Origin of the sequence: Nonomuraea coxensis DSM 45129, assembly GCF_019397265.1 — a bacterium.
In the GTDB taxonomy this organism is placed as follows: Bacteria; Actinomycetota; Actinomycetes; order Streptosporangiales; family Streptosporangiaceae; genus Nonomuraea; species Nonomuraea coxensis.
Genome location: NZ_CP068985.1, coordinates 5,049,164 through 5,070,821, shown reverse-complemented (window position 1 = coordinate 5,070,821; position 21,658 = coordinate 5,049,164). Strand labels below are relative to the sequence as shown.

At 76.8% G+C, this 21,658-nt stretch carries 11 protein-coding genes; all 11 read right to left on the bottom strand.

The window, feature by feature from the left end; genetic code table 11:
• Positions 1 to 12 precede the first annotated feature (12 nt).
• The gene (locus tag Nocox_RS23875; RefSeq protein WP_020540279.1) at positions 13 to 1,329 is read right to left on the bottom strand and encodes a condensation domain-containing protein; all 1,317 of its coding nucleotides are present in this window, start codon (positions 1,327 to 1,329) and stop codon (positions 13 to 15) included.
• A complete protein-coding gene (locus tag Nocox_RS23870) occupies positions 1,326 to 1,691 on the bottom strand; it encodes an acyl carrier protein (protein ID WP_020540280.1) in 366 nt (121 codons plus the stop codon). Before Nocox_RS23870 ends, Nocox_RS23875 begins: the two co-directional genes overlap by 4 nt.
• Complete coding sequence (locus Nocox_RS23865; RefSeq protein WP_020540281.1) at positions 1,688 to 7,171, bottom strand: non-ribosomal peptide synthetase/MFS transporter; 5,484 nt, start codon at positions 7,169 to 7,171, stop codon at positions 1,688 to 1,690. Before Nocox_RS23865 ends, Nocox_RS23870 begins: the two co-directional genes overlap by 4 nt.
• A complete protein-coding gene (locus Nocox_RS23860; protein WP_026213748.1) occupies positions 7,168 to 13,452 on the bottom strand; it encodes a non-ribosomal peptide synthetase in 6,285 nt (2,094 codons plus the stop codon). Before Nocox_RS23860 ends, Nocox_RS23865 begins: the two co-directional genes overlap by 4 nt.
• Positions 13,449 to 14,939, bottom strand: a complete 1,491-nt coding sequence (locus Nocox_RS23855) for a class I adenylate-forming enzyme family protein (RefSeq protein WP_246649516.1) — start codon at positions 14,937 to 14,939, stop codon at positions 13,449 to 13,451. The genes Nocox_RS23860 and Nocox_RS23855 overlap by 4 nt, the downstream gene beginning before the upstream one ends.
• Positions 14,940 to 15,085: 146 nt before the next feature.
• Complete coding sequence (locus Nocox_RS43215; protein WP_246649891.1) at positions 15,086 to 15,400, bottom strand: RecQ family zinc-binding domain-containing protein; 315 nt, start codon at positions 15,398 to 15,400, stop codon at positions 15,086 to 15,088.
• Positions 15,401 to 15,558: 158 nt separating this feature from the next.
• Positions 15,559 to 16,161, bottom strand: a complete 603-nt coding sequence (locus Nocox_RS43210; RefSeq protein ID WP_246649515.1) for a DEAD/DEAH box helicase — start codon at positions 16,159 to 16,161, stop codon at positions 15,559 to 15,561.
• A 34-nt stretch (positions 16,162 to 16,195) separates the two neighbouring features.
• Positions 16,196 to 17,824 (bottom strand): helix-turn-helix domain-containing protein, encoded by a 1,629-nt coding sequence (locus Nocox_RS23845; protein WP_026213749.1) that lies wholly within the window; start codon positions 17,822 to 17,824, stop codon positions 16,196 to 16,198.
• On the bottom strand, positions 17,821 to 18,903 hold the full coding sequence (locus Nocox_RS23840; protein ID WP_020540286.1) for a DUF917 domain-containing protein: 1,083 nt from the start codon (positions 18,901 to 18,903) through the stop codon (positions 17,821 to 17,823). The genes Nocox_RS23845 and Nocox_RS23840 overlap by 4 nt, the downstream gene beginning before the upstream one ends.
• Before the next feature lie 5 nt (positions 18,904 to 18,908).
• A complete protein-coding gene (locus Nocox_RS23835; protein ID WP_020540287.1) occupies positions 18,909 to 20,015 on the bottom strand; it encodes an S-methyl thiohydantoin desulfurase family protein in 1,107 nt (368 codons plus the stop codon).
• Positions 20,000 to 21,652: a hydantoinase/oxoprolinase N-terminal domain-containing protein gene (locus Nocox_RS23830; protein ID WP_051112392.1), complete on the bottom strand. Its 1,653-nt coding sequence runs from the start codon at positions 21,650 to 21,652 to the stop codon at positions 20,000 to 20,002. Before Nocox_RS23830 ends, Nocox_RS23835 begins: the two co-directional genes overlap by 16 nt.
• Positions 21,653 to 21,658 lie beyond the last annotated feature (6 nt).

Below are 21,658 nucleotides of genomic sequence, written 5' to 3'. Positions count from 1 at the left end.
CGCTGCCCGCGGTCAGCCGGCGAGGGCGCGGACGAGCAGGCTCTCCACGTCGAGCAGCATGCCCCGCGCCGTCTCCCGCCCCAGGTACGCCGTGTCCACGATGAGGCTGAGCTGCCCGGTGTCCGGGGCGGTGCCGACGGTGAAGAACGCCTTGAAACGCACGCCCGGCCAGGCGTCGCGCACGTACGTGCGGGACGGCGGCGCCACGGCCGGCAGGTTCGGCCAGCCGCCGGAGCCGCGCCGGTCGTTGAAGAAGGCGTCCAGGTCCGGCTCCCGGCCACGGCGGCGGCCGACCTCCTCCCGCATGTCCCGCATGGCGAACGGGTCGTAGCAGGCGTTGCGGTAGGCGGTCAGCGCGCCGCGGTGGGCGGCTCGGCACAGGGCCGCGAAGTCCGGCTCGCGCAGGTCCAGCACGAACAGCGCGTCCTGGCCCACCGTGGCCACCAGGGAGCGGGTGCGCGGGTCGCGGCGGTTGCTGTGGACGAGCTGCATGACCGCCCGCTCCCTGCCGCTCACCGTCGCGAGGACCGACGCGCAGGCGGCCAGCAGCACGCTCGCGGTGCTGACCGTCCAGCGGCCGGCCAGCTCGGCCGCCGCGGCGGCGAGCGTCACGGACTCCATCCCGACCTCGACGAACCGCGGGTCCTCCGGCTCGCCGGGGGCGTGGTCGAACACCTCCAGCGGCGCCTCCTCCAGCACCCCCCGCCAGTACGCGATCGAGCGCTCCGAGCGGGCCAGGAACGCCGGCGAGCGCTCCAGCTCCACCTGGTCGGCCGGCTGCCAGGCGGGCGGCGGCAGCTTCTCGCCCCGCAGCAGCGCCTTCCACTCGGCGGCGAGCAGGGACAGCGCCTGGTAGTCCACGGCCAGGTGGGAGAAGGCGAGCGCGAGCGCCTTCGGCCGGCCGTCGTTCCGCACGACCGCGCAGCGCAGCGGCAGCTCCCCGGCGGGGTCGAACGGGACGCGGGCGAGGTCGGCGGCGACGCGCTCGGCCGCCTGGAGCGCCCGCTCGCCCGGCTCCGGGCCGGTCAGGGCGACCGCCAGCTCGCCGGTCGCCGCCACCCGCTGCACCGGCCCGTCCGCCGCCTGCGCGAAGGTGGTGCGCAGGCTCTCGTGCCGTTCGAGCAGCACGCGCAGCGCGTCCAGGACGGCGGCGAGGTCGCGCCGGCCGTAGACGGGCAGCACCCACGGGCAGTTGAGGAAGGACCGGCTCTCGCCCATCAGGGACGAGGCCCGCCACATCAGCCGCTGCCCCCACGTCAACGGCCCCTCGCCCACCCGCGGCGGATCGGCCGCGAACGCGACCCGTGCCTCGGCGGCCGGCACGGTCACGGGGCGCGCTCCAGGAGGCGGGCCACGACGGCGGCGAGGTCGGCGACCCGCTCGGCGGTGGCCAGATCCGTGGCCGGGTCGGCAGCCGGGCCGGTGGCCGGGCCAGTGGCCGGGCCGGTGGTCAGACCGGTGGTCAGGCCGGTGTCCGGGGCGGTGTCACTGCCGGGGTCCGGGTCGGCGGCCAGGTCCACGGACACGCCGAAGACGTCCTCGACGGCGTCCACCAGCCGGATGCGGGCCAGCGACGTGAGCCCCAGCGCCGACAGGCTGTGCTCGCCCGCCAGGGCCTCCTCGGCGCCGACCGCGCCCTCGGACACCTCGGCGACCAGCTCCGCCAGCCTGCGCTCCAGCCCGGCGCTCACCGGGCACCGCCCGCCCTGGACGGGACGTTCATGTCGTTTCCTCCGGAGGTCGCGGAGGCGCCGAGCGCGCGCAGGCCGACGAGGTCGTCGGCGACCGCGTCCGGCACCTCCTGGTCGAAGCGGGCCAGCGCGGGCACCCGCGTGGCGGCCAGCGCGAGCACCACGATGGCGAGGCCGGCCAGCACGTACATGAGGCCGATGCCGCGTCCAGGCCCGGTGCCGATGAGCGCGCCCACGGTCGGGGCCAGCGGCCCGCCGTCCAGCAGCAGCGGGTCGAGGACGGCAGCCGCGTACGGGGCGACCAGGCCGTACCCGATCGGCAGCGTGGACCAGGCGATGAGCGTGTTCATCGCGAAGACCCGCCCGTGGAAGCGCTGCGGCACCTTGACCTGCACGATCGTCGTGTAGATGCCGTTGAGCAGGGTCACCCAGGCGGTCATCCCGCACGCCCCGGCCGCGACCACCGCCAGGTCGGCGCGCAGCCCGGTGAACGCGCAGCAGCAGCCGAGCGCCAGCGCGCACAGCAGCACCCCGCGCAGCCGCAGCTTGCGCGGCCCGCCCCACACCGTCATGACCAGCGCCCCGGCCAGCGTCCCCGCCCCCGCGAGGAACGCGACCCGCCCCACCTCGGCCAGCCCGGCGAAGGACAGCACCAGCGGCCCGAACATCAGCAGCAGCGGCGCGAGGAAGACGTTCAGCACGACGAAGAACAGCAGCATGCCGACGAACCCGCGATGCCCGAGCGAGTAGCGCAGCCCGCCCAGGATCTCGTCCTTGACCGGTTCGCGCCGCCGCCACGGCAGCGTACGAGGGAAGCGCACGACCAGCAGCACGGCGATCGCGACCGCGTAGCTGACGACGTCGAGGACGAGGATGCCGCCCAGCCCGATCCCGGCCAGCAGCCCGACGGCGAACAGCGGCACCAGGAGCTGGGCGGTGCCGGTGCTGAGCTGCAGGACCCCGTTGGCGTGCCCGAGGTAGAGCTTGGGCACGAGCTGCGGCACGGCAGAGAAGTACGCGATCCGCTGGAACGTCAGCGCCACCGACAGGCAGCCGAGCAGCGGGTAGATGAGGCCGGGTGACAGGTTCCCCGTCCACAGCAGCACGCCGAACGCGAGCTGGACCGCGAACGCCGCCACGTCGCCGGCCAGCATCACCAGCCGCCGGTCCGCGCGGTCCACGACGGCCCCGGCGATCGGCGCGGCCAGCAGGCCGGGCAGCAGCCCGGCGACGGCCATCAGCGCGAACCGCAGCACCGACCCGGTCTCGGTGTAGACCCACAGCGGCACCGCGAACTCGGTGAGCGCCGACCCGGTGACCGACACGAGCTGGCTCGCGGCCACGGTCAGGAACCGGGCGAGGCCGGGCTTCGGCCCCTCGGGCGCGGGGGCCGTGTCGCCGGCGCGGGACACCTCGTGCAGCCACCAGGTGGCGCCGGGCCGCCGCCCCGTCACGGGGGCGTCGAGCGTGCGGTGGACGGTGGTGACGATCTCCGCCAGCTCCTCCGCCCGATATTTCAGGAAGAAGTGCCCGGCCTCGGCGAGCACGGCCACGGCGGACACCGGGGCCAGGAAGTGCCACTCGCGGTACCGCTCCTGGTAGAAGTCCGTGGCCGGGTCCTCGGTGCCGACGACGCTGATCACGGGGGCGCGCAGCCGCTCCGCGCCGGAGTCGAGCAGCCGCGTGTAGTACTCCTCGGCCTCGCGCGAGTCGCGGCGCATGTTGCCGACGATGCGGCGCGCCTGAGCGGGGTCCAGCTCGCCCATGTCGAGGCCCATGGAGATGAGCCAGTTGACGTACCGCTGGTCGCCGCGCAGCCGCTCGCCGTCCGCCAGCCGGGCCAGGCGTGACAGCAGCGGGCCGCGCGGCCGGGCGAACGGGAAGATCCCGCCGATGCAGAGGGCCGTCAGCTCGCGTCCCGCGGCCTCCAGGCGGCGGGCCAGCTCGACGGCCAGGGCCGAGCCGACGCCGCAGTGCCCGTAGAGCGCGATCGGACCGGCCACCTTCTCCAGGATCTCGGCGGCGCACGCGGCGGCCAGCTCGTCGAACGGCAGCCGCTCCTCCTCCACGCCCACGTCGTGGCCGGGGATCGCCACCGACCACAGCGCGTGGTCCGCCGGCAGGGCGTCGGCGAGCGGCTGGTAGACGACGGCGCTGCCGCCGCCGTAGGGGACGCACACGTACGTGAGCGCCGGCGCGGCGGCGGGAGCCGGGGTGAGCCGGTGCAGCAGGGCGCGCGGCCCGCGCAGTCCCGCCGGGGTGTCGGCGAGCCGTGCCAGCTCGCGGACCGTCCGGTGCTTGAAGACGTCCATGACGCCCACCGCCGCGCCGGTCCGCGCCCGAAGGAGCGCGACCACCCGGGTGGCGAGCAGCGAGTGGCCGCCGAGGTCGAAGAAGTCGTCGTGCGCACCCACCTCGTCCAGGCCCAGCAGCTCGCCCCAGATGCCGGCCAGCGCCCGCTCGGTCGGCGTGGCGGGGGCGACCAGCGCCACCCCGGCGTCGCGGGCGGCCACCGGGGCGGGCAGCCGGCGGCGGTCCAGCTTGCCGCTCGGGCCGAGCGGCAGGGCGTCCAGCGTGACGTAGGCGCCCGGCACCATGTGGTCCGGCAGCGTCCTCTTCAGCCCGGCCCGCAGCCCGGCGTGGTCCGGCGGGCCGTCCCCGCCTGGGGTGACGTAGGCGACCAGGCGGTCCTCGCGGACGACCACCGCCGCGTCGCGGACGGCGGGCAGGGCGCGCAGGGCGGCCTCGATCTCGCCCGGCTCGATGCGCAGGCCCCGCAGCTTGACCTGGTCGTCGAGGCGGCCGAGGAACTCCAGCGTCCCGTCGGGACGCCACCGGGCCAGGTCTCCTGTCCGGTACAGCCGCGAGCCCGGCGGCCCGTACGGGTCGGGCACGAACCGCTCGGCGGTCAGCGCGGGCCGGTTCAAATAGCCGACGGCGAGCCCCGCGCCGCCGATGTGCAGCTCGCCGGGCACCCCGACGGGAGCGGGGGCCAGGGCGGCGTCGAGGACGTACAGGCGGGTGTTGGCGATGGGGCCGCCGATCGGCACCCGGGCCAGGCCGGCGAGCGCGTCCGGGCGGCAGTGCCAGGCGGAGACGTCCACCGCGGCCTCCGTCGGCCCGTACAGGTTGTGCAGCTCGGCGGCGGGCAGCGTGGCCACGCAGCGGCGGGCCAGGTCGGCGGGCAGCTCCTCGCCGGAGCAGATCACCCGCCGCAGCCCCCGGCAGCCCGCCGCCCCCTCCTCCGCCAGGAAGACCGCCAGCATGGACGGAACGAAGTGCGCGGTGGTGACGCCCTCGGCGGCGATCAGGCCGCGCAGGTAGGCGGCGTCCCGGTGGCCGCCCGGCGCGGCCAGCGTCAGGCGGGCTCCGCAGCGCAGGGGCCAGAACAGCTCCCACACCGACACGTCGAAGCTGAGCGGCGTCTTCTGCAGCACGACGTCGCCCGCGTCCAGCCCGAAGCGCTCCTGCATCCAGTCCAGGCGGTTGGCGATGGCGCCGTGCGTGTTCGGCACGCCTTTCGGGCGGCCGGTCGAGCCTGAGGTGTAGATGACGTAGGCGACGTCGCCGGGACGAACCTCAGGCAGCGGGCCGCCGTCCCCGCCCGGCCAGGCGGCCGGATCGTCCAGGTCGAGCACGAGCGCGGCGGACGCGGGCAGCGCCGCGCGCAGCCCGCGCTGGGTGAGCAGCGCCGCGGGAGCAGCGTCGGCCAGCATGAACGCCACCCGCTCCGCCGGGTACTCGGGATCCACCGGCAGGTACGCGGCCCCCGCCTTCAGCACCCCCAGCAGGCCGGGCAGCAGGTCGAGCGAGCGTTCCGCGCACACCGCGACCACCGACCCCGCGCCCACCCCGTGACCGCGCAGCGTGCGGGCGATCCGGTCCGCGGCGGCGTCCAGCTCCGCGTACGTCAGCGAACGCCCCTCGAACCGCACCGCCACGGCGTCCGGCGTGCGCGCGGCCTGGTCCTCGACGCGGCCGTGCAGGGTGGCCGGCCCCGGGAAGGCGGCGGCCGTGTCGTTCCACGTCTCCAGGACCAGGCGGCGCTCCTCGCCGCTCATGAGGCCGATCCGCGACAGCGGCAGGTCCGGCCGGGCGGCGACCCGCTCCAGCAGCGCGCACAGGTGCCCGGTCAGCCGCTCGGCCGTCTCCCTGTCGAACAGGTCCGTGTTGTGGACGAGCAGGCCGCCCCCGCCGTCGCCGGCGTACAGCTCCAGGTCGTAGCGGGTGGCCCAGGACCGTACGGGGAAGTCGGCGGCGCTCAGCCCGGCGGGCGGGTCCAGGGCCGCGCCCCGGTAGTTCTGCATGGCCAGGATCACCCCGAACAGCGGCGGCCTCGACACCTCGCGCGGCAGGTCCAGCTCCGCGACGAGCTGCTCGAACGGCAGGTCCTGGTGGGCGAAGGCGTCCACGGCGAGCGCCCGCACCCGCTCCAGCAGCTCCGCGAACGACGGGTCGCCGGACAGGTCCACCCGCATGGTCAGCATGTTCACGAAGCAGCCGACCACCCCGTCCAGCTCGGGCGACGGGCGGCCGGCCACGGGGGAGCCGATGGCGACGTCGGTCGTGCCGGCGTACCGGCCGAGCAGGGCGGCGAACGCGGCCAGCAGCACCATGTACGGCGTCGCCCGGTGCTCGCGGCCCAGCCGGGCCAGGCCCGCCGCCGTCTCGTCCGGCAGCGCGAAGGAGCAGGCCGCGCCCGCGTAGGTGGGCTCGGGCGGCCGGGGCCGGTCCGCCGGCAGGTCCAGGGGCTCCAGGCCGGCCAGCCGGTCGCGCCAGAACTCCAGGTCACCGGCGGCCGGGGGGCGGGCGCGCTGCCAGGCCGCGTAGTCGGCGTAGGTCACCTCGGGAGGCGGCGGGACGGCCCCGTCGTAGCGGGCGTACACCTCGCGCAGCAGCAGGTCCACCGACCAGCCGTCGGCCGCGATGTGGTGCACCGCGAGCGCCAGCACGTGGTCGCCGGGGTCCAGGCGCACCAGCAGCGCCCGGGCCGGCGGGCCCGCCGCCAGGTCGAACGGGACCGCCAGGAACTCCTCCACCAGGGCGCGGGCGGCCTCCTCGCCGGGCGCGTCGCGCACCGTCAGCGGCAGCTCGCCGTCCTCTGCCACCGTCACGCACGGCCTGCCGTCGCCGGTGGCGGGGAAACGCATGCGCAGGGCGTCGTGGGCGGCGGCGGTCGCGGTGAGCGCGGCGGCCAGCCGGTCGGCGTCGAGGGGGCCGCGCAGCCGGACCCGGACGGGGACGGTGAGCTGCGCGGTGCCCGGCGCGAACTGCTCCAGGAACCACAGCCGCTCCTGGGCGTGCGACAGCGGCGGCGGCTCCCCGCCGGGCCGCGCCGGGATCCCGCGCCGCCCCCCGGCCGGCTCCGTAGCCGCCGCCGCGCCCTGCCGCAGCCGCCGGGCCAGCAGCTCCCGCTTCACCTCCGACAACCCGCCGGCCACGGGCCGGCTTCCCGAGGGGGCGTCGGCGCGGTCGCTCATCGGCGGGGCTCCGCGTCCAGCAGTCGGGCGGCCTCGTCGTCCGACAGGTCCGACAGGTCCTCCATCAGCAGCTCCTCCACCGCCTCCGCGAGGCCCGCCACGGTCGGCCGGTCGAAGACGGCGCGGACGGGCACCTCCACCTCGATCGCGTTCCCCAGCAGCGCCGCCACCCGGGTCGCCAGCAGCGAGTGCCCGCCGAGCGCGAAGAAGTCGTCCAGCGCCCCGACCCGCCCGCCGTCCAGCCCGAGCACCCGCGTCCACACCCCGGCCACCAGCGCCTCGGCGTCCGTCCTGGGAGGTACGTGCTCCGCCGCCCGCTCGGCCCCGGGCGGCGGCAGCGCGGCGGCGTCCACCTTGCCGGCCGTCGTCAGCGGCAGCGCGTCCAGCCGCACCCACGCCGACGGCACCAGATGCGCCGGCAGCGCCGCGGCCAGGGCGCGGCGCAGCTCCTCCGTCGCGGCCTCCCCGGCGACGTAGGCCACGAGGCGCTCCCCGTACGCCGTGACCACCGCCTGCCGCACCCCTGGGCAGGCCAGCAGCGCCGCCTCCACCTCGCCCGGCTCCACCCGGAATCCGCGCACCTTGAGCTGGCCGTCCAGCCGGCCCAGGAACTCCAGCGTCCCGTCGGGACGCCACCGCACCCGGTCCCCTGTCCGGTACAGCCGCGCGCCCGGCGGCCCGTACGGGTCCGGCACGAACCGCTCGGCGGTCAGCGCGGGCCGGTTCAGGTAGCCGTGCGCCAGCCCCGCCCCGCCCAGGCACAGCTCGCCGGGGAACCCGGGCGGCACCGCCTCCCCGCGGGGGCCGAGGACGTACGCCGTCGTGCCCGCGACCGGCCGCCCGATCGGCGGGCGGCGCACCGCGTCGGACGCGCCGAGCGTCGCCGCCGTGGCGATGATCGTGGCCTCGGTCGGCCCGTAGGTGTTGACCAGCCGCACCCGGTCACCGAACCGGTCCCGCCACCGCGCGACCGCCGCCGCGTGCGCCTGCTCGCCGCCGAGGATCACCAGCCGCAGCCGCTCCGGCCAGCGCACGTCGCCGGGCGACTCGGTCAGCCGGTGCCAGTACGCGGTGGGCAGGTCCAGCACGGTGACCTCCCGGCCGGCGGGCGTGCGCAGGACGTCCGGCAGGGTGGCCGCGCCGCCGGGCAGCAGCAGCACCGACGCGCCGGCCGCCAGCGCCGGGTACAGCTCCTCGGCGTGCGCGTCGAAGCCGAGCGAGGCGAACTGCGCCACCCGGTCGCCGGGGCCCAGCCCGTAGGCCGACCGCATCCACGCCACCCGCGCCGCCAGCGCCCCGTGCCCGACCAGCACCCCCTTCGGCCGGCCGGTGGAGCCGGAGGTGTAGATCACGTACGCGGGGTCCTCGGGGCCGGGCGCCGCCCATCCGCCGAGCCACCGGTCGTCGCCGCTGCCCGACCGGTCCGACGGCACCAGCACGGGCGTGCCCGGCGGCAGCCGCAGGGCCGGCTCCGCGTCCGTCACCACCAGCCGGGCGCCGCTGTCGGCGATGAGGAACGCCAGCCGCTCGTCCGGGTGCTCCGGGTCCAGCGGCAGGTACGCGCCCCCCGCCCGCCACACCGCGAGCAGCGCCACGATCGCCTCCACCGACCGGCCCAGGCACACGCCCACGACCGAGCCCTCGGCGACGCCGCGCCGCCTGAGCGCCGCCGCCAGCACCGCCACCCGCCGGTCCAGCTCGCCGTAGCCGATCCGCTCCGCGCCGCACACCAGCGCCGTGGCCGCCGGATCGGCGGCGACGGCCCGCGCGAACAACACCGGCACCGGCTCCGGCTCCATCTCCGGTCCCGGCCCCGTGGCGGCCGTGGGCGTGGCCTCGCCCCAGGTCAGGGCGGCCTCGTCGGCCTCGGTGAGCATCGGCAGCCGCGAGAGCGGCCGGTCCGGGTCGGCCGCCACGCCCTCCAGCAGCACCGCGAACCGCGCCGCCAGCCCCTCGGCGGTGGCCGCCGCGTACCGGGCGGCGTCGTAGCCGAGCACCGCCCGCAGCCCGTGCTCGTCACGCCAGGTCTCCAGCGCCAGGTCGAACTTGGCCTGCCGGTAGTCCGCCTCGAACAGCCGCACCCGCAGCTCGCCCATCCGCTCGGGCGGGGTGCCGTCGCCGGCCTGGCTGTGCAGGATGACCATGGTGGACAGCAGCGGGTTGCGGCGCAGGTCGCGCGGCACGCCCAGCTCGCCGATCAGCCGCTCGAACGGCACCGTACGGTGCGCGTGCGCCTCCAGCACCGACCGCCGGGTGGCGGCGAGCAGGTCGCGGAAGGCGGGGTCGCCGCCCAGGTCGCCGCGCAGCACCAGCGTGTCCGTCAGGTAGCCGATCACCGGCTCCAGCTCGACCCGGTCGCGGGCCGCCCACGGCGTGCCGACCAGCACGTCCCGCTGCCCGGTGTGCCGGGCCAGCAGCACCTGGTACGCCGCCGCCAGCACCATGAACAGCGACGCGCCCTGCTCCTGCGCCAGCCGCTCCAGCCGGGTCACGACCCGCTCGGGGACGCGGAAGGCGTGGAACGCCCCCTCGGCGCGGCCCCCGCCCGGCAGGTCGGGGGGCAGCTCCAGCGCGGGCGGGTCCGCCAGGCGCCGCCGCCAGTACGCCAGCGACTCCTCGGCCTCGGCGCCCGTGTCCCGCTCGCGCTGCCACAGGGCGACGTCGCCGTACTGGACCGGCAGCGGCGGCAGCGCCGCCTCCCGCCCCGCCACCCGCGCCAGGTAGAGGGCGAACAGGTCGTCGAACAGGACGCCGAGCGAGGCCCCGTCGGCGATCACGTGGTGCAGCACGAAGCACAGCACGTGCGTGCCGGGACCGAGGCCGAGCAGGCTGATCCGCAGCGGCGGCGCCTCGGCCAGGTCGAACGGCCTGTTGACCCGCTCGGCCACCAGCCGCCTGGCCTCCTCCTCCGGGTCAGGCACGGAGCCGGCGTCCAGCCGCTCGACCACCACCGGCCCCGGCGGACGGACGACCGCGACCGGCTCGCCGTCCACGTCCCCGAACGACGTGCGCAGGCTCTCGTGCCGCGCCACCACCGCCTCGAGCGCCCCCAGCAGGGCGGCGACGTCGAGCGGCCCGTCCAGGCGCAGCACCAGGTACATGTTGTAGGAGGCGTCGTCCGGGTCGAGCCGCTGCAGGAACCACAGGCGCTCCTGCGCGAACGACAGCGGCGGCGCCGTCCCGGCCGGCCGGGGCCGCGGGCCCTCGCCGGGCTCCTCGCGCGGCGCGTCGCGCAGCCGGGCGATCTCCGCGGCCACGCCCTCGACGGTCGGATCGTCGAAGAAGGCGTCCAGGGTGACCTCGACGCCGAGACGCTCCCTGATCCGCGCGGTGATCTGGGCGATGGTGAGGGAGTGGCCGCCGAGGTCGAACAGGTCCTCGTCCGGGCCGATCTCGTCCTCCTCGTCCAGCTCCAGCACCTCCCGCCAGATCCCGCGCACCTCCTCGGCCAGTCCGGCGGCGGGCACGGGGGCGGGCACGGGAGCCGGCCGGGGCGCGCGCGGGGCGTCGGGGAGGGCGGCGCGGTCGAGCTTGCCGACGGGGTTCAGCGGCAGGGCGTCCACGGTGACGTACGCGGCCGGCACCATCGGCGCGGGCAGCGTACCCGCCAGATGCGCGCTCAGCTCGGCCGGATCCGGCTCCGCCCCCGGGGCCGGGACGACCCAGGCGACGAGACGCCCGCCCCGCAGCGCGACGGCGGCACCGGCCACGCCGGGGTGCTCCGTCAGCCGGGCCTCGATCTCGGCCGGCTCCACGCGGTGCCCGAGCAGCTTGAGCTGGCCGTCCTCGCGGCCCAGGAACTCGAGCGCGCCGTCCGGCCGGTGGCGGGCCAGGTCGCCGGTGCGGTACAGCCGCGACCCCGGCGGCCCGAACGGGTCCGCGACGAACCGCCCGGCCGTCAGCCCGGGAGCGCCCCGGTAGCCGCGCGCCACGCCCGCGCCCCCGACGCACAGCTCGCCCGCCACCCCCTGCGGGACCGGGCGCAGCCGCTCGTCGAGCAGGTGGATCCGGGTGTTGGCGAGCGGCCGGCCGATGGTGACCTCCTCGTCAGCGCCCACCTCCGCGTACGTGCTCCAGATCGTCGTCTCGGTGGGCCCGTACACGTTGACGACCCGCGGGCACCGCCCGCGCAGCTCGGCCGCGAGCGCGGGCGGCAGCGCCTCGCCCCCGGCCAGCGCGGTCACCCCGCCGATGCCGCCGGGCAGCAGCAGCCGCCACACCGACGGCGTGGCCTGGACGTGCGTCACCCCTTCCGCGACGGCGAGCGCGGCGAGCGCGGCGGGCGCGCGCACCGCCCCGGGCGGAGCCACGACCACCCGGCCCCCGAAGGCCAGCGGGAGGTAGAGCTCCAGGGCGGAGATGTCGAACGCGGGCGAGGTCAGCGCCAGCCACACGTCCGCCGGGCCGGCGTCGAGGCGGTCGCGCATGGCCAGCAGCAGGTTCGCCAGGTTGCGGTGCTCCACCTCGACGCCCTTCGGCCGCCCGGTGGAGCCGGAGGTGTAGATGACGTACGCGAGGTCGCCGGGCCGCGGCCCCTCGCCAGGAGGAGGCTCGGGCGCGGCCTCACCGCCGTCCACCGGCACCACAGGAACGGTCAGCCCCTGGGGCAGCACGTCCTCGGACAGCACCAGCCGGGGCCGCGCGTCCTCGGTGATCATGGCGAGCCGTCCGGCCGGATGGTCCGGATCGAGCGGCAGGTACGCGGCCCCCGCCTTGAGCACCGCCAGCAGGCAGACCGGCAGCCGGGTCGAGCGGCGCAGATGCACGGCCACCAGGTCGCCGCGCCCCACACCCGCCGCGCGCAGCCGGCCCGCCAGCCGGTCGGAGGCGGCGTCCAGCTCGGCGTAGGTGAGCGAGCGGCCCTCGCCGGTCACGGCGACCGCGTCCGGCCGGGCGGCCACCTGGGCGGCGAAGAGCGCGGGCAGCGTCGCCTCCGGCGGGTAGGCCGCCGCCGTGTCGTTCCACGCGGTCAGCAGGCGGTGCCGTTCGGCCGGGCCCAGCACGTCCAGGTCGGCGAGGCGGACGCCGGGGTCGCGGGCGGCGTGCCGCAGCAGGGCGCGCAGCCCGCCGGCGAAGCGCTCCACGGCGCCGGCGTCCAGCGCCGCCGGGTCGTGGCGAAGGCACAGGGCGAGCCCGTCCCGGCCGTCCACGAACTGAAGGTGCAGCGGGTTGCGCACGCCGCCGCCGAACATCATCCGGTCCACCGTGACGTCCAGCCCCGGCCAGTACGGCTCAGGACCGTCCGCCCGCCTGCGGTAGCTGACGGTCACGGGCAGGGCGGCGCCGCGCGGCAGGCCGAGCGCCCGCGCGGGCGGCACCTCCCGGAACCGGTACAGCTCCCGCAGCTCGGCCCGTACCTCCCTGACCAGCTCGGCGAACGCCTGCCCGGCCGCCGGGCGCGCGAGGACGGGCAGCTCGTTGACGAACGGGCCGACGTGGTCACGGGTGGCCGCGTCGCGCGTGGTCACGTCGATCCCCACGACGGTCCCCTCCGCCGCCGCCGGGTTCGCGTAACGGGACAGCAGCGCGTGCACAGCCGCGAGCAGCACCTCGAACGTCGTCGCGCCGGCCGCCCGCGCCACCGCGGCCGCGTTCTCGCCCAGCTCCGCCTCGACGCCGCCGCCCGACTGCACGCCGGGTCCGTAGCGGTGGGCGGTCCGCCGCTGGCCGGGCAGCACCAGCTCGGCCGGCTCCGGCCGGCGCCCGGCCCAGAACGCCCGCGCCGCCGGCAGCGCGGCCTCGGCCCGCGCGCGTTCCGCGGCGGCGGCCGGGGCGAACGGCAGCGGCGCGACCGGGCCGCGCGCGCCGGTCGCGTAGAAGCGGGCGAGGTCGCGTACCAGGATGTCCTTGGACATGCCGTCGAAGACCAGGTGGTGGGCGACGAACAGCAGCAGGTGCCGCCCCGGCCCCGCCGGCGCCAGCGTGAACCGGGCCGCCGGCCCGCCGTCCAGGTCGAAGGGCCGGGCCACCTCGTCGCGTACCAGCTTCTCCAGGGCGCCGGGCCCGGACGGGCGCGCGAGCGTCACCGGCGGCTCCTCGGCCGGGGTCAGCCGCGCCCCGCCGCCGTCCCCGGTCACGGTGGTGGCGAGCACCGGATGCCGGGCCACCACGGCCGCGCACGCCGACAGCAGCGCGTCCACGTCGAGGTCGCCGTCGAACCACAGGGCCAGCGGCAGGTGGTAGGCCGTCCCCGCGCCCATGCGCGCGGCGACCCACATCCCCTCCTGGGCGGGCGACGGCGTGAGCGGGGGAGCGGCGCGGTGCCGGAGGTGTCGCGTCACGGGCGTTCTTCCTGGGTGAGCAGGTCGAGCAGGCGGGGTTTGACCACCTTCCCGAGATGGTTGCGCGGCAGCTCCCCGACGAACAACAGCCGGCCGGGCAGCTCGTGCAGGGCCAGCCGGTCCAGCAGGAACTCCCGCAGGTCGGCGGCGCTGAGCGGGCCCCTGGCGACGACGGCGGCCGCGGGCACCCGGCCGAGCACCGGGTGCGGCAGGCCGACCACGGCGGCCTCGGCGACCGCCGGGTGCTCGTACAGGGCGGCCTCCACCTGGAGCGTGGACACCTTGAACGCGCCGGACTTGATCACGTCGTCCTCCCGGTCCGCCAGGTAGAGGTAGCCGTCGCGGTCGAGGTGGCCGACGTCTCCCATGCGCACCCAGCCGTCGCGGAACACCTCGCCGGTCAGCCGGCGGTCGCCGTAGTAGGCGCGCGGTCCGGCGGGGGAGCGGAGCCAGATCTCGCCCTGCTCGCCCGGCGCGGCCGGCGAGCCGTCGGGGCGGACGACCTTGAGCTCGCCCCCGGACGCGGGCCGCCCCACGGAGGCGGGCCGGGCCGGGTCCACGATCATCACGGTCTGCGCCGGGGCGGCCTCGGTCGAGGTGTAGTAGTTGACGATCGCCGCCTTCGGGAACGCCTCGGCCAGGCCCGCGGCCACGGCGGGCGGCAGCCCGGCGGCGGTCGAGCCGAGCAGCCGGACGCAGGTCAGGTCGTGGCGTTCGTGCACGCGGGCGTTGAGCAGCTCGATCGCCATGGCGGGCACCACGAACACGGTCCCCGCCCGGTACGACTCGATGAGCCGGGCGAAGCGGCCCGGCGTGAAGCGGGGGAGGGTGAGCGCGGCCGGGCGGGCGTCGAGGGCGTTGACGAGCATCGTCTGCCCGGCGTTGCTGCCGATCGGGAAGGCGTGCAGGAAGTGCCGCGAATGGGCGAGCTTGCGGCGGCGCGGGCCGGGGTCCACGCCGTGGGCCAGGTTGGCGTGGGTCGCGCCGACGCCCTTGGCCCGCCCGGTCGTGCCGGAGGTGTAGATGATCTGGGCCAGCTCCCCGGGGAGCACCCTGCGCGCCTCACCCGCGACGCCGGGACCGGTGTCCTCCAGGTCGGCGGGTGTGGCCCGCCAGCCGCCCACGTCGGGCGGCTCCAGGCCGGGCGCGTGCACGACGGCCGCGACCGCGCAGTCGGTGAAGGCGTGCCGCACCTCGGCGGGCGCCAGCCGGTCCGACAGCGGCACCGCCACGCAGCCGGAGCGCAGGACGCCGGCCCAGGCCACGGCGTAGCCGATCCAGTCCCGCTCGCCGAACAGCAGCCCGACCCGTTCGCCCGGCGCGACGCCCCGCCGGACCAGCGCCCCCGCGATCCGGCCGGCCCGCTCGTCCCATTCGCCGAACGTGATCGCGCCCACCCCCGCCACCTCGATGGCGGTCCGCCCGGCGTCCTGCCGCGCGCGGAGCGCGAGCAGGCCGGGCAGCGTCAGCGGGACGCTGCCCGTCACCACTGAACGTAACCGAAATGTTTCGACGGCATTGCTCACCTCACCGGCCGCTGCGGGCGTTTGGTGGGAGAAGAATAAGCAATCATGGCGGCTGTGCACCAGAGAAAATTTAAACAAGTGAGCCGAAAGTTTCGGCCCGACACGGCTCAGGAGGCGTCGCCGTCCGCCCGCGTCAGCAGGTCCTGCTCCAGCACCGCGTCGAGCTGGAGCTCGCGGTAGCCCGCCTCCTCGAACAGGACCGTCAGCCGGTCCTCGCCGCGCTGGATCACCTGACCCGGACCCCACGTACGGTGCTGCACCCGCGCGTGCAGCGGGAACGGGCCGCCGCCCGGCCCGGCGGGCCGCGCCGCCGTCCCCGCCCGGCAGGTGTCGCAGTTGCCGCACGGCTCGGGCAGGTGCTCGCCGAAGTAGCCGAGCAGGAAACGGCGGCGGCAGTCCTCGGTCTCGGTGTAGCGGCGCATCATCTCCAGCCGGGTGCGCTCCACCTCGCGCCGCCGCTCGGCCAGCGCCCTGGCCAGCGCCGCCGCCTCCTCCGGCTCCGGCCCGCCGGGGACGGGGTCCGCGCGGCGGGTGCCGAGCCGTACCGCGCCCACCCGTTCCAGCAGGTCGAGCAGGCCCGTCAGGCGGCGCGGGGACAGGCCCGTACGCTCGCGCAGCTCCTTGCGCCCGGCGCCCGGCCCGGCCGCCACGACCGCCGCGGCCACCTCGGCGTGGAAGACGAACCGCACGTCCGGCTTGTCGATGCCCATCCCGAACGCGTTCGTCGCGACCACCACCTCCAGGCCGCCGTCCATGAACCGGTCGTGCCGATCTCCGGCGCCGGGTCGTCCAGCATCCTGCGGACCTCCAGCGAGATGTTCGGCCGGTCGAAGCCCTGCACGAGCTCCACCGGGTCGCGCATGCCCAGCCGTTCGACGATCTCCGCCCGCACCGGCGGGGCGGCGGTCGCGGTGAGCGCCGCGATCACCGGCCGGCCCAGGGCCTCGGCTCGGGCGCGCAGAACAGGAACTCCGTCTCGCGCGCCCGCAGCGCCTCGAACGTGGCCGTACGACAGCGCGGGCACCTGGTAGATCGCCGACTTGCCGCTGCCGGTCGGCATCACCGCGAGCGTGTCGCGGCCCTCCGCCAGCGCCGTCATGGCGGCGAGCCGGCCGGGACGCAGCTCCTCCAGCCCGAGCGCCTCCCGCGCCACCCGCTCGCACTCCGCCGCCGCCTCGCCCATGTGCCGCCACCTCGGATGTTCGCTCGCCCGTCCCTCACCCCTGCCCGCCGCCCGCGCCTCCAGCCCTCCCCGGCGGCCCAGGACGGGAGGCGAGCACGGAGCGGCAGGCGAGGTGCAGCATGAGCCGGTCCATCGTGGCCAGCGGGCCGCCGAGCAGCCGCTCCACCGCGGCGACGCGCTGCGTGACGGTGTTGCGGTGCACGTTCATCCGGCGGGCCGTGTCCGTCGGCGACGAACTGCACGTGAGGTACCCCTCCAGCGTCGCCAGCAGCGTCGAGCCGTCCGGGGCGGCGAGGACCGGCGCGAGCACCCGCCGCGCGTACTCCAGGAACGCCGGCTCGGCGAACCACGCCGCGAGCAGCCGCTCCGGGCCCATGCCGTCGATCCACTCGACCGCGCCCGGCCCGGTCCTGGCGGCGGCCGCCGCCGCCTGCTGGGCCTGCGCCAGTGTGGCGGCGATCGCCCCCGGCCCGGCGGCGGGCCGGCCCACGCCCGCGACCAGCGGCAGGTGGTGGGCGTGGCCCGCGCCCGCCGCGTTGTGGCGGGCCAGCCCGTCGCGCAGCCGGCCCATGGACCGCTCGATGTCGCTCCGCGGCGGCCGGGCGTGGCTCGTCGTCCACAACGACCAGCCGCCCGCCCGGTCGAAGATCGGCACCTCGAAGCCCTCACGGGCGAGGGCCGCCCGCAGGCTCGCGGTGGTCTCCGCGTAGGCGCCCGCCCCGCCGGGGTGCGTGTCGGGCCAGGTGACGTGGATGCCGAGGTGCCAGCCGTCCAGGCTGACGCCCGCGCGGGCGGCCCGCGCGACGACGTGCCCGGGGACCCGGCCGGACGCCTGGTCCACCTGCAGCAGCTCGGCGAGCAGGCCGGCGAGCCTGGCCCGGTCCCGTTCGGCCGCCAGCAGCTCTCTCGCGCTCCACGCCGCGACCGCCGGCGCGGCCACCATGAGGATCGTGCGGGCCGCGTCCTGCCAGGCCGGGCCGCCGTGCTCCGCCTCGCACGCCAGCCACACCTGAGGGTCGGCGCCGCTGACCGGGCACGCGGCCAGCACGTGGCCGGCGTGCCGCTCGGCCACGACGCTCGGGTGGCGTACCACCGTGGCGGGCCGCGCCCTGCCGAGGCCGCCGGCGACGATCCGGCCGTCGGCGCCCACCAGCGCCGCCCGGCCGTTGAGCGTGGCGCCGACGACGGACAGGATCCTGCCGATCGTGTCCGCCGTGGCCAGCCGGGGCGCGGCGGCGGCCAGCGCCCGCGCGTACAGCAGGTCCGGGGTGTGGACGAGCGCGAGGACGCGCGCCGCGACGGCCAGCGCGGAGCCGGGCACCGTGGCGGGCTCGACGGCGACGACGGGCATCGCGAACCGGTCGGCGAGCCGGACGGCGGACATGCTGACGGCTCCGAGCCGCCCGACGACGACGAGCATGCGGCCGCCCCGTCCCTGGAGCCGCCGGCAGAACACCTCCACGAGGTGCTGGCTGCTGACCCCGGCGTGGCCGCCGACGTCGAGGACCGCGACGGCGCCCGCGGGGACGCGGCCGAGGTCCTCGCCGGTGTGGACGAGAGCCGCCCCGCGCACCACCTGGTCGAGCCCCGCCGCGCCGCCGAGGACGGTGTGCCCGGCGAAGACCGGATCGTTCAGCAGGTCGCGGACGGTGATCACGCTCATGCTGGAGGATAAGCCAGGAGCGCGTCGTGGCCGGGGCCGGGCACGCGGAGGCCGAACGCGTCCGGCGTGACGAGCCGCCGGGCGGCTGGGCGCGACCAGGCGGCGGGCGCCGGGAAGCGCACCACGTCCACGTGCCGGCCGGCGGTGACGTGCTCGGCCGCGACAGGCCGCCACGACCGGCCGTCCAGCAGGGCGATGATGTCCGGCACCTGCGCGGTGATCTCGCCGTCGTCGATCGCGAGGAGATACTCGTCGGCGAACTCGACACGGAGCGTGCGGCGCGGGTCGGCGTGGTGCTCGACGGTGAGCGCTCCTCCCGTCCGCGGCCGGGGATGGCCGAGCACTTCCACGATCGTGCCCGTGAACAGCAGCCCGGCCCCGTGGTCGGCGAGCATCCCGGCGCGGGCCCCCGGGTCGCCCTGCGCCTCGCGCAGGCGCCGGCCCAGGGCGACCGCTCCGCTGATCGAGCCGGCGATGCCGCAGCGCGCGGCGTCGGCGGCCCGCATCGGGTAGATCGCGGTCGCGGCCCAGCCGCCCAGCGCGGGCAGCGCGGCGCGCAGCATGCGCTCGGCGTCGGCGTTGTCCCGGGCGCCGCTGATGATCAGCTCGTTGCCCGACGGGTCCGCCAGCGCGGCCGGCGTGGCGCTGAGGCCGCCCGCGTTGAACGTCACCTGGTCGACGCGCGGGTAGGCGCGGCCCATCCCGTCGGCGTCGACCAGCGGCAGCCCGGTCCACACGGCCGCGGCCACGGCGAACAGCGCGTTGGCGCCGCCGCACTCGAAGCCGTGCACGGCCGTCACCGGCCGTCCGACGTGCCGGCCGAGCGACCGGACGGCGTTCACGAACTCCTCGCCCGACGGCAGCCGCTCGATCATGACGGTGATGCCGCCGGTCGCCGCCACCGGCACGACGAGCGCGCCGGGCGGGAGCCCGGCGGCGTCGACCAGCCGGACGGGGCCACTCGCGGCGAGCGCGTGCCGCAGCACGGCCGCCACCATCGCGGTGTCGCCCCCGCCGCCGGAGCCCAGCAGGGTCGCCCCGGCGGCGAGGTCGTCGACGTCGTCCTCCGCGAGGTCCACGACGGTCAGCCCGGCCCGGAGGTCAGCCGCTCGACCGGCACGTACGGCTCGCCCAGCCCGAACGCCTCCGGCCCGAAGCACGCCAGCGCCTCCGGCGTGCGCATGATGCCCGGGGTCGAGATCGCGTACACCGTCAGCCGCTGACCGTAGGCGAGCGCCTCCGTGGTGACGGGCCGCCCGGTCTCGCTGCCGAGGGTGCAGATCAGGTCGGGCACGATCGCGGCGACCCGCCCGCCCCTGCGGGCGACCAGATGCTCGTTCTGGAACGTGATCGTCATCTCGTCGGCCGGGTCGTCGTTCGCCGCCAGGGTCACCGTGCCGCGGGCGAACCCGCCGACCGTGCGCCGGTCGACGTCGATCACCTTCCCGGCGAACAGCACGATGCCGTGGCTGTAGATGGTGCCGGCGAGCGCCTCCGTCAGCCGCTCGAACGGGTCGGCGTGCTCGGCGCGGGCCGCGCGCAGCGCGGCGCCGAGCCGCATCGCCAGCGCGAGGGTGCCCGGGATCGCCGTCCTGCGCACCGTCGCCGCGTCCATCGGGTAGTCGCAGATGTAGGCGGCGCCGCCCATCTCCACCGTCATGGCCCGCGCCAGCCGCTCCATGCGCCGGTTGTCCACGGCCTCGATGATGCCGTGGTCGCCGTGGTCGGAGGCGATCGACATCGGCGAGCCCGGCACCCCGTACACCGCGAACGTCTCCATCTGCAGCTCGGGGAAGGCCCGGCCCATGCCGTCCGCGTCCACCACGGGCAGCCCGGTCTGGGCGCCCAGCAGCAGCGGCATCATGCTGTTGATCCCGCCGCACTCGATCGGCATCGTGGCCGCCGCCGTACGGCCCAGATGGCGTTCCAGCGCCCGCAGCGCCGCCACGTTGCCCGTCCCCGACGGGGCCTTCTCCACGAACACCGTGGGGGCGCCCATCATCGCGCTCGGCAGCACCAGCGCGTCGTCGGGCAGCTCGTCCACGCCGATGACGCGCACCGCGCGGCCGGCCTCGATCTGCCGCTCCACCAGCAACCGGCCGATGTACGGATCGCCGCCGCCGCCCGTGCCCAGCACGGCCGCGCCCTCGGCGAGGTCGCGCAGTCCCTGCCTGGTCAGCTCGTAGCCCACTGCTGCTCCTGTTCGTCGTCGACGGACGCCGCGGACGGCAGGACGAGGTCGCCCACCGCCTTGACCCGCACCCGGACGGCGTTGCCCGGCAGATAGGGCACGTGCACCTCGTTGACGTCCACGATCCGCACGCTGCCGGGCGCGGCCCCGGCCGAGACGGCCCGCTCGATCGCCTCCGCCCGGGCCTGCTCCAGCACCTCCTCGCGGGTCACGGCGGCCGTGATCGCGAACAGCCGGTCGACGTCGCCGCCGACCTGCCCGATCGCCGCGCCGATGGCGTTGGCCACGGCGTGGTGCTCGGGCCGGTGCGTCGAAGGGACACCGGGCAGGTCGGACGGCATCAGCACGCTGCCGCCGCCCACGATGACCACCGGCAGCGGCGCGGCGCTGATCCGCATGCGCTCGACCAGGTCGGCGACCGCGGTCGCCATCCAGGCGACGCCGCGCCGGACCAGGTCACGGTCGAGGCCCCGCACCAGCGACGGGTCGCCGATGTCGGCCAATCCGGCGGCGACGGCCAGGTCGGTCGCGGTCAGCACGTCCCCGCCGAACACCAGCGACTGCTCGGTGAGCTGGAAGCCGACGCTGTCCGGGCCGACCCGCGGCGCGGGCCCGCGGGTGACCCGGCTGCCGCCGCCGAGCCCGATGGACAGCACGTCGGGCATGCGGAAGTTCGTCCGCACGCCGCCGATGTCCACCTCGCCGCTCGCCTGCCGGGGATAGCCGCCGGTGAGCACGCCGACGTCGGTGGTGGTGCCGCCGATGTCCACCACGGCGCAGTCGCTCAGCTCCGACAGGAACGCCGCGCCGCGCATGCTGTTGGTGGGCCCCGAGGCGAACGTCCGTACGGGATAGCGGCGGGTGTGCTCGGAGTCCATGAGCGTGCCGTCGTTCTGCGACAGGAAGAGGGGCGCGTTGACCCCGACCGTCGCCAGCGCCTGGGCGAAGGCGTCCACGATCTCGTCGGCCAGCTCCCGCAGGCAGGCGTTGACGATGGTGGCGTTCTCGCGCTCCAGCAGCCCGATCCGGCCGATCTGGTGGGAGAGGCTGATGTGCAGATGCGGCAGCTCGGCGAGCAGGATGTCCGCCGCCGCCTCCTCCAGCTCGGCGTTGACGGGGGAGAACACCGAGCTGATGGCGACGGTGCCGATCTCCTTCCCGGCCAGGGCGGCGGCCACGCGCTTGAGCTCGTCCGGTCTCAGCGGGGAGATCGGGCGGCCGTCGAACTCGTGGCCGCCGTGGCACAGGAAGGCGCTCGGGCGGATCGCGTCGATGAGCCGGTCCGGCCAGTCCACCAGCGGCGGCAGGGCGGCCGTCGCCGGCAGAGCCAGCCGCACCACCCCGGTGGGCGCCAGCCGGCGGCCGGTCACCAGGGCGTTGGTGAAGTGCGTCGTGCCGATCATGACGGCGTCGATGCTGCGCCGGTCGACAGCGGGCCGGTCGACAGCGGGCCGGTCGACAGCGGGCCGGTCGACGGCGGGCCGGTCGACGGCGCCGGCGAGCAGCCGACGCAGCGCGGCGACGATGCCCCCGGTCACGTCGGCCGTGGTCGGGGCCTTGACCTCGGCCAGCACCGTGGAGCCGGCCATGAGAACGGCATCGGTGTGGGTGCCCCCCACGTCGATCCCAACACGCACGAGATC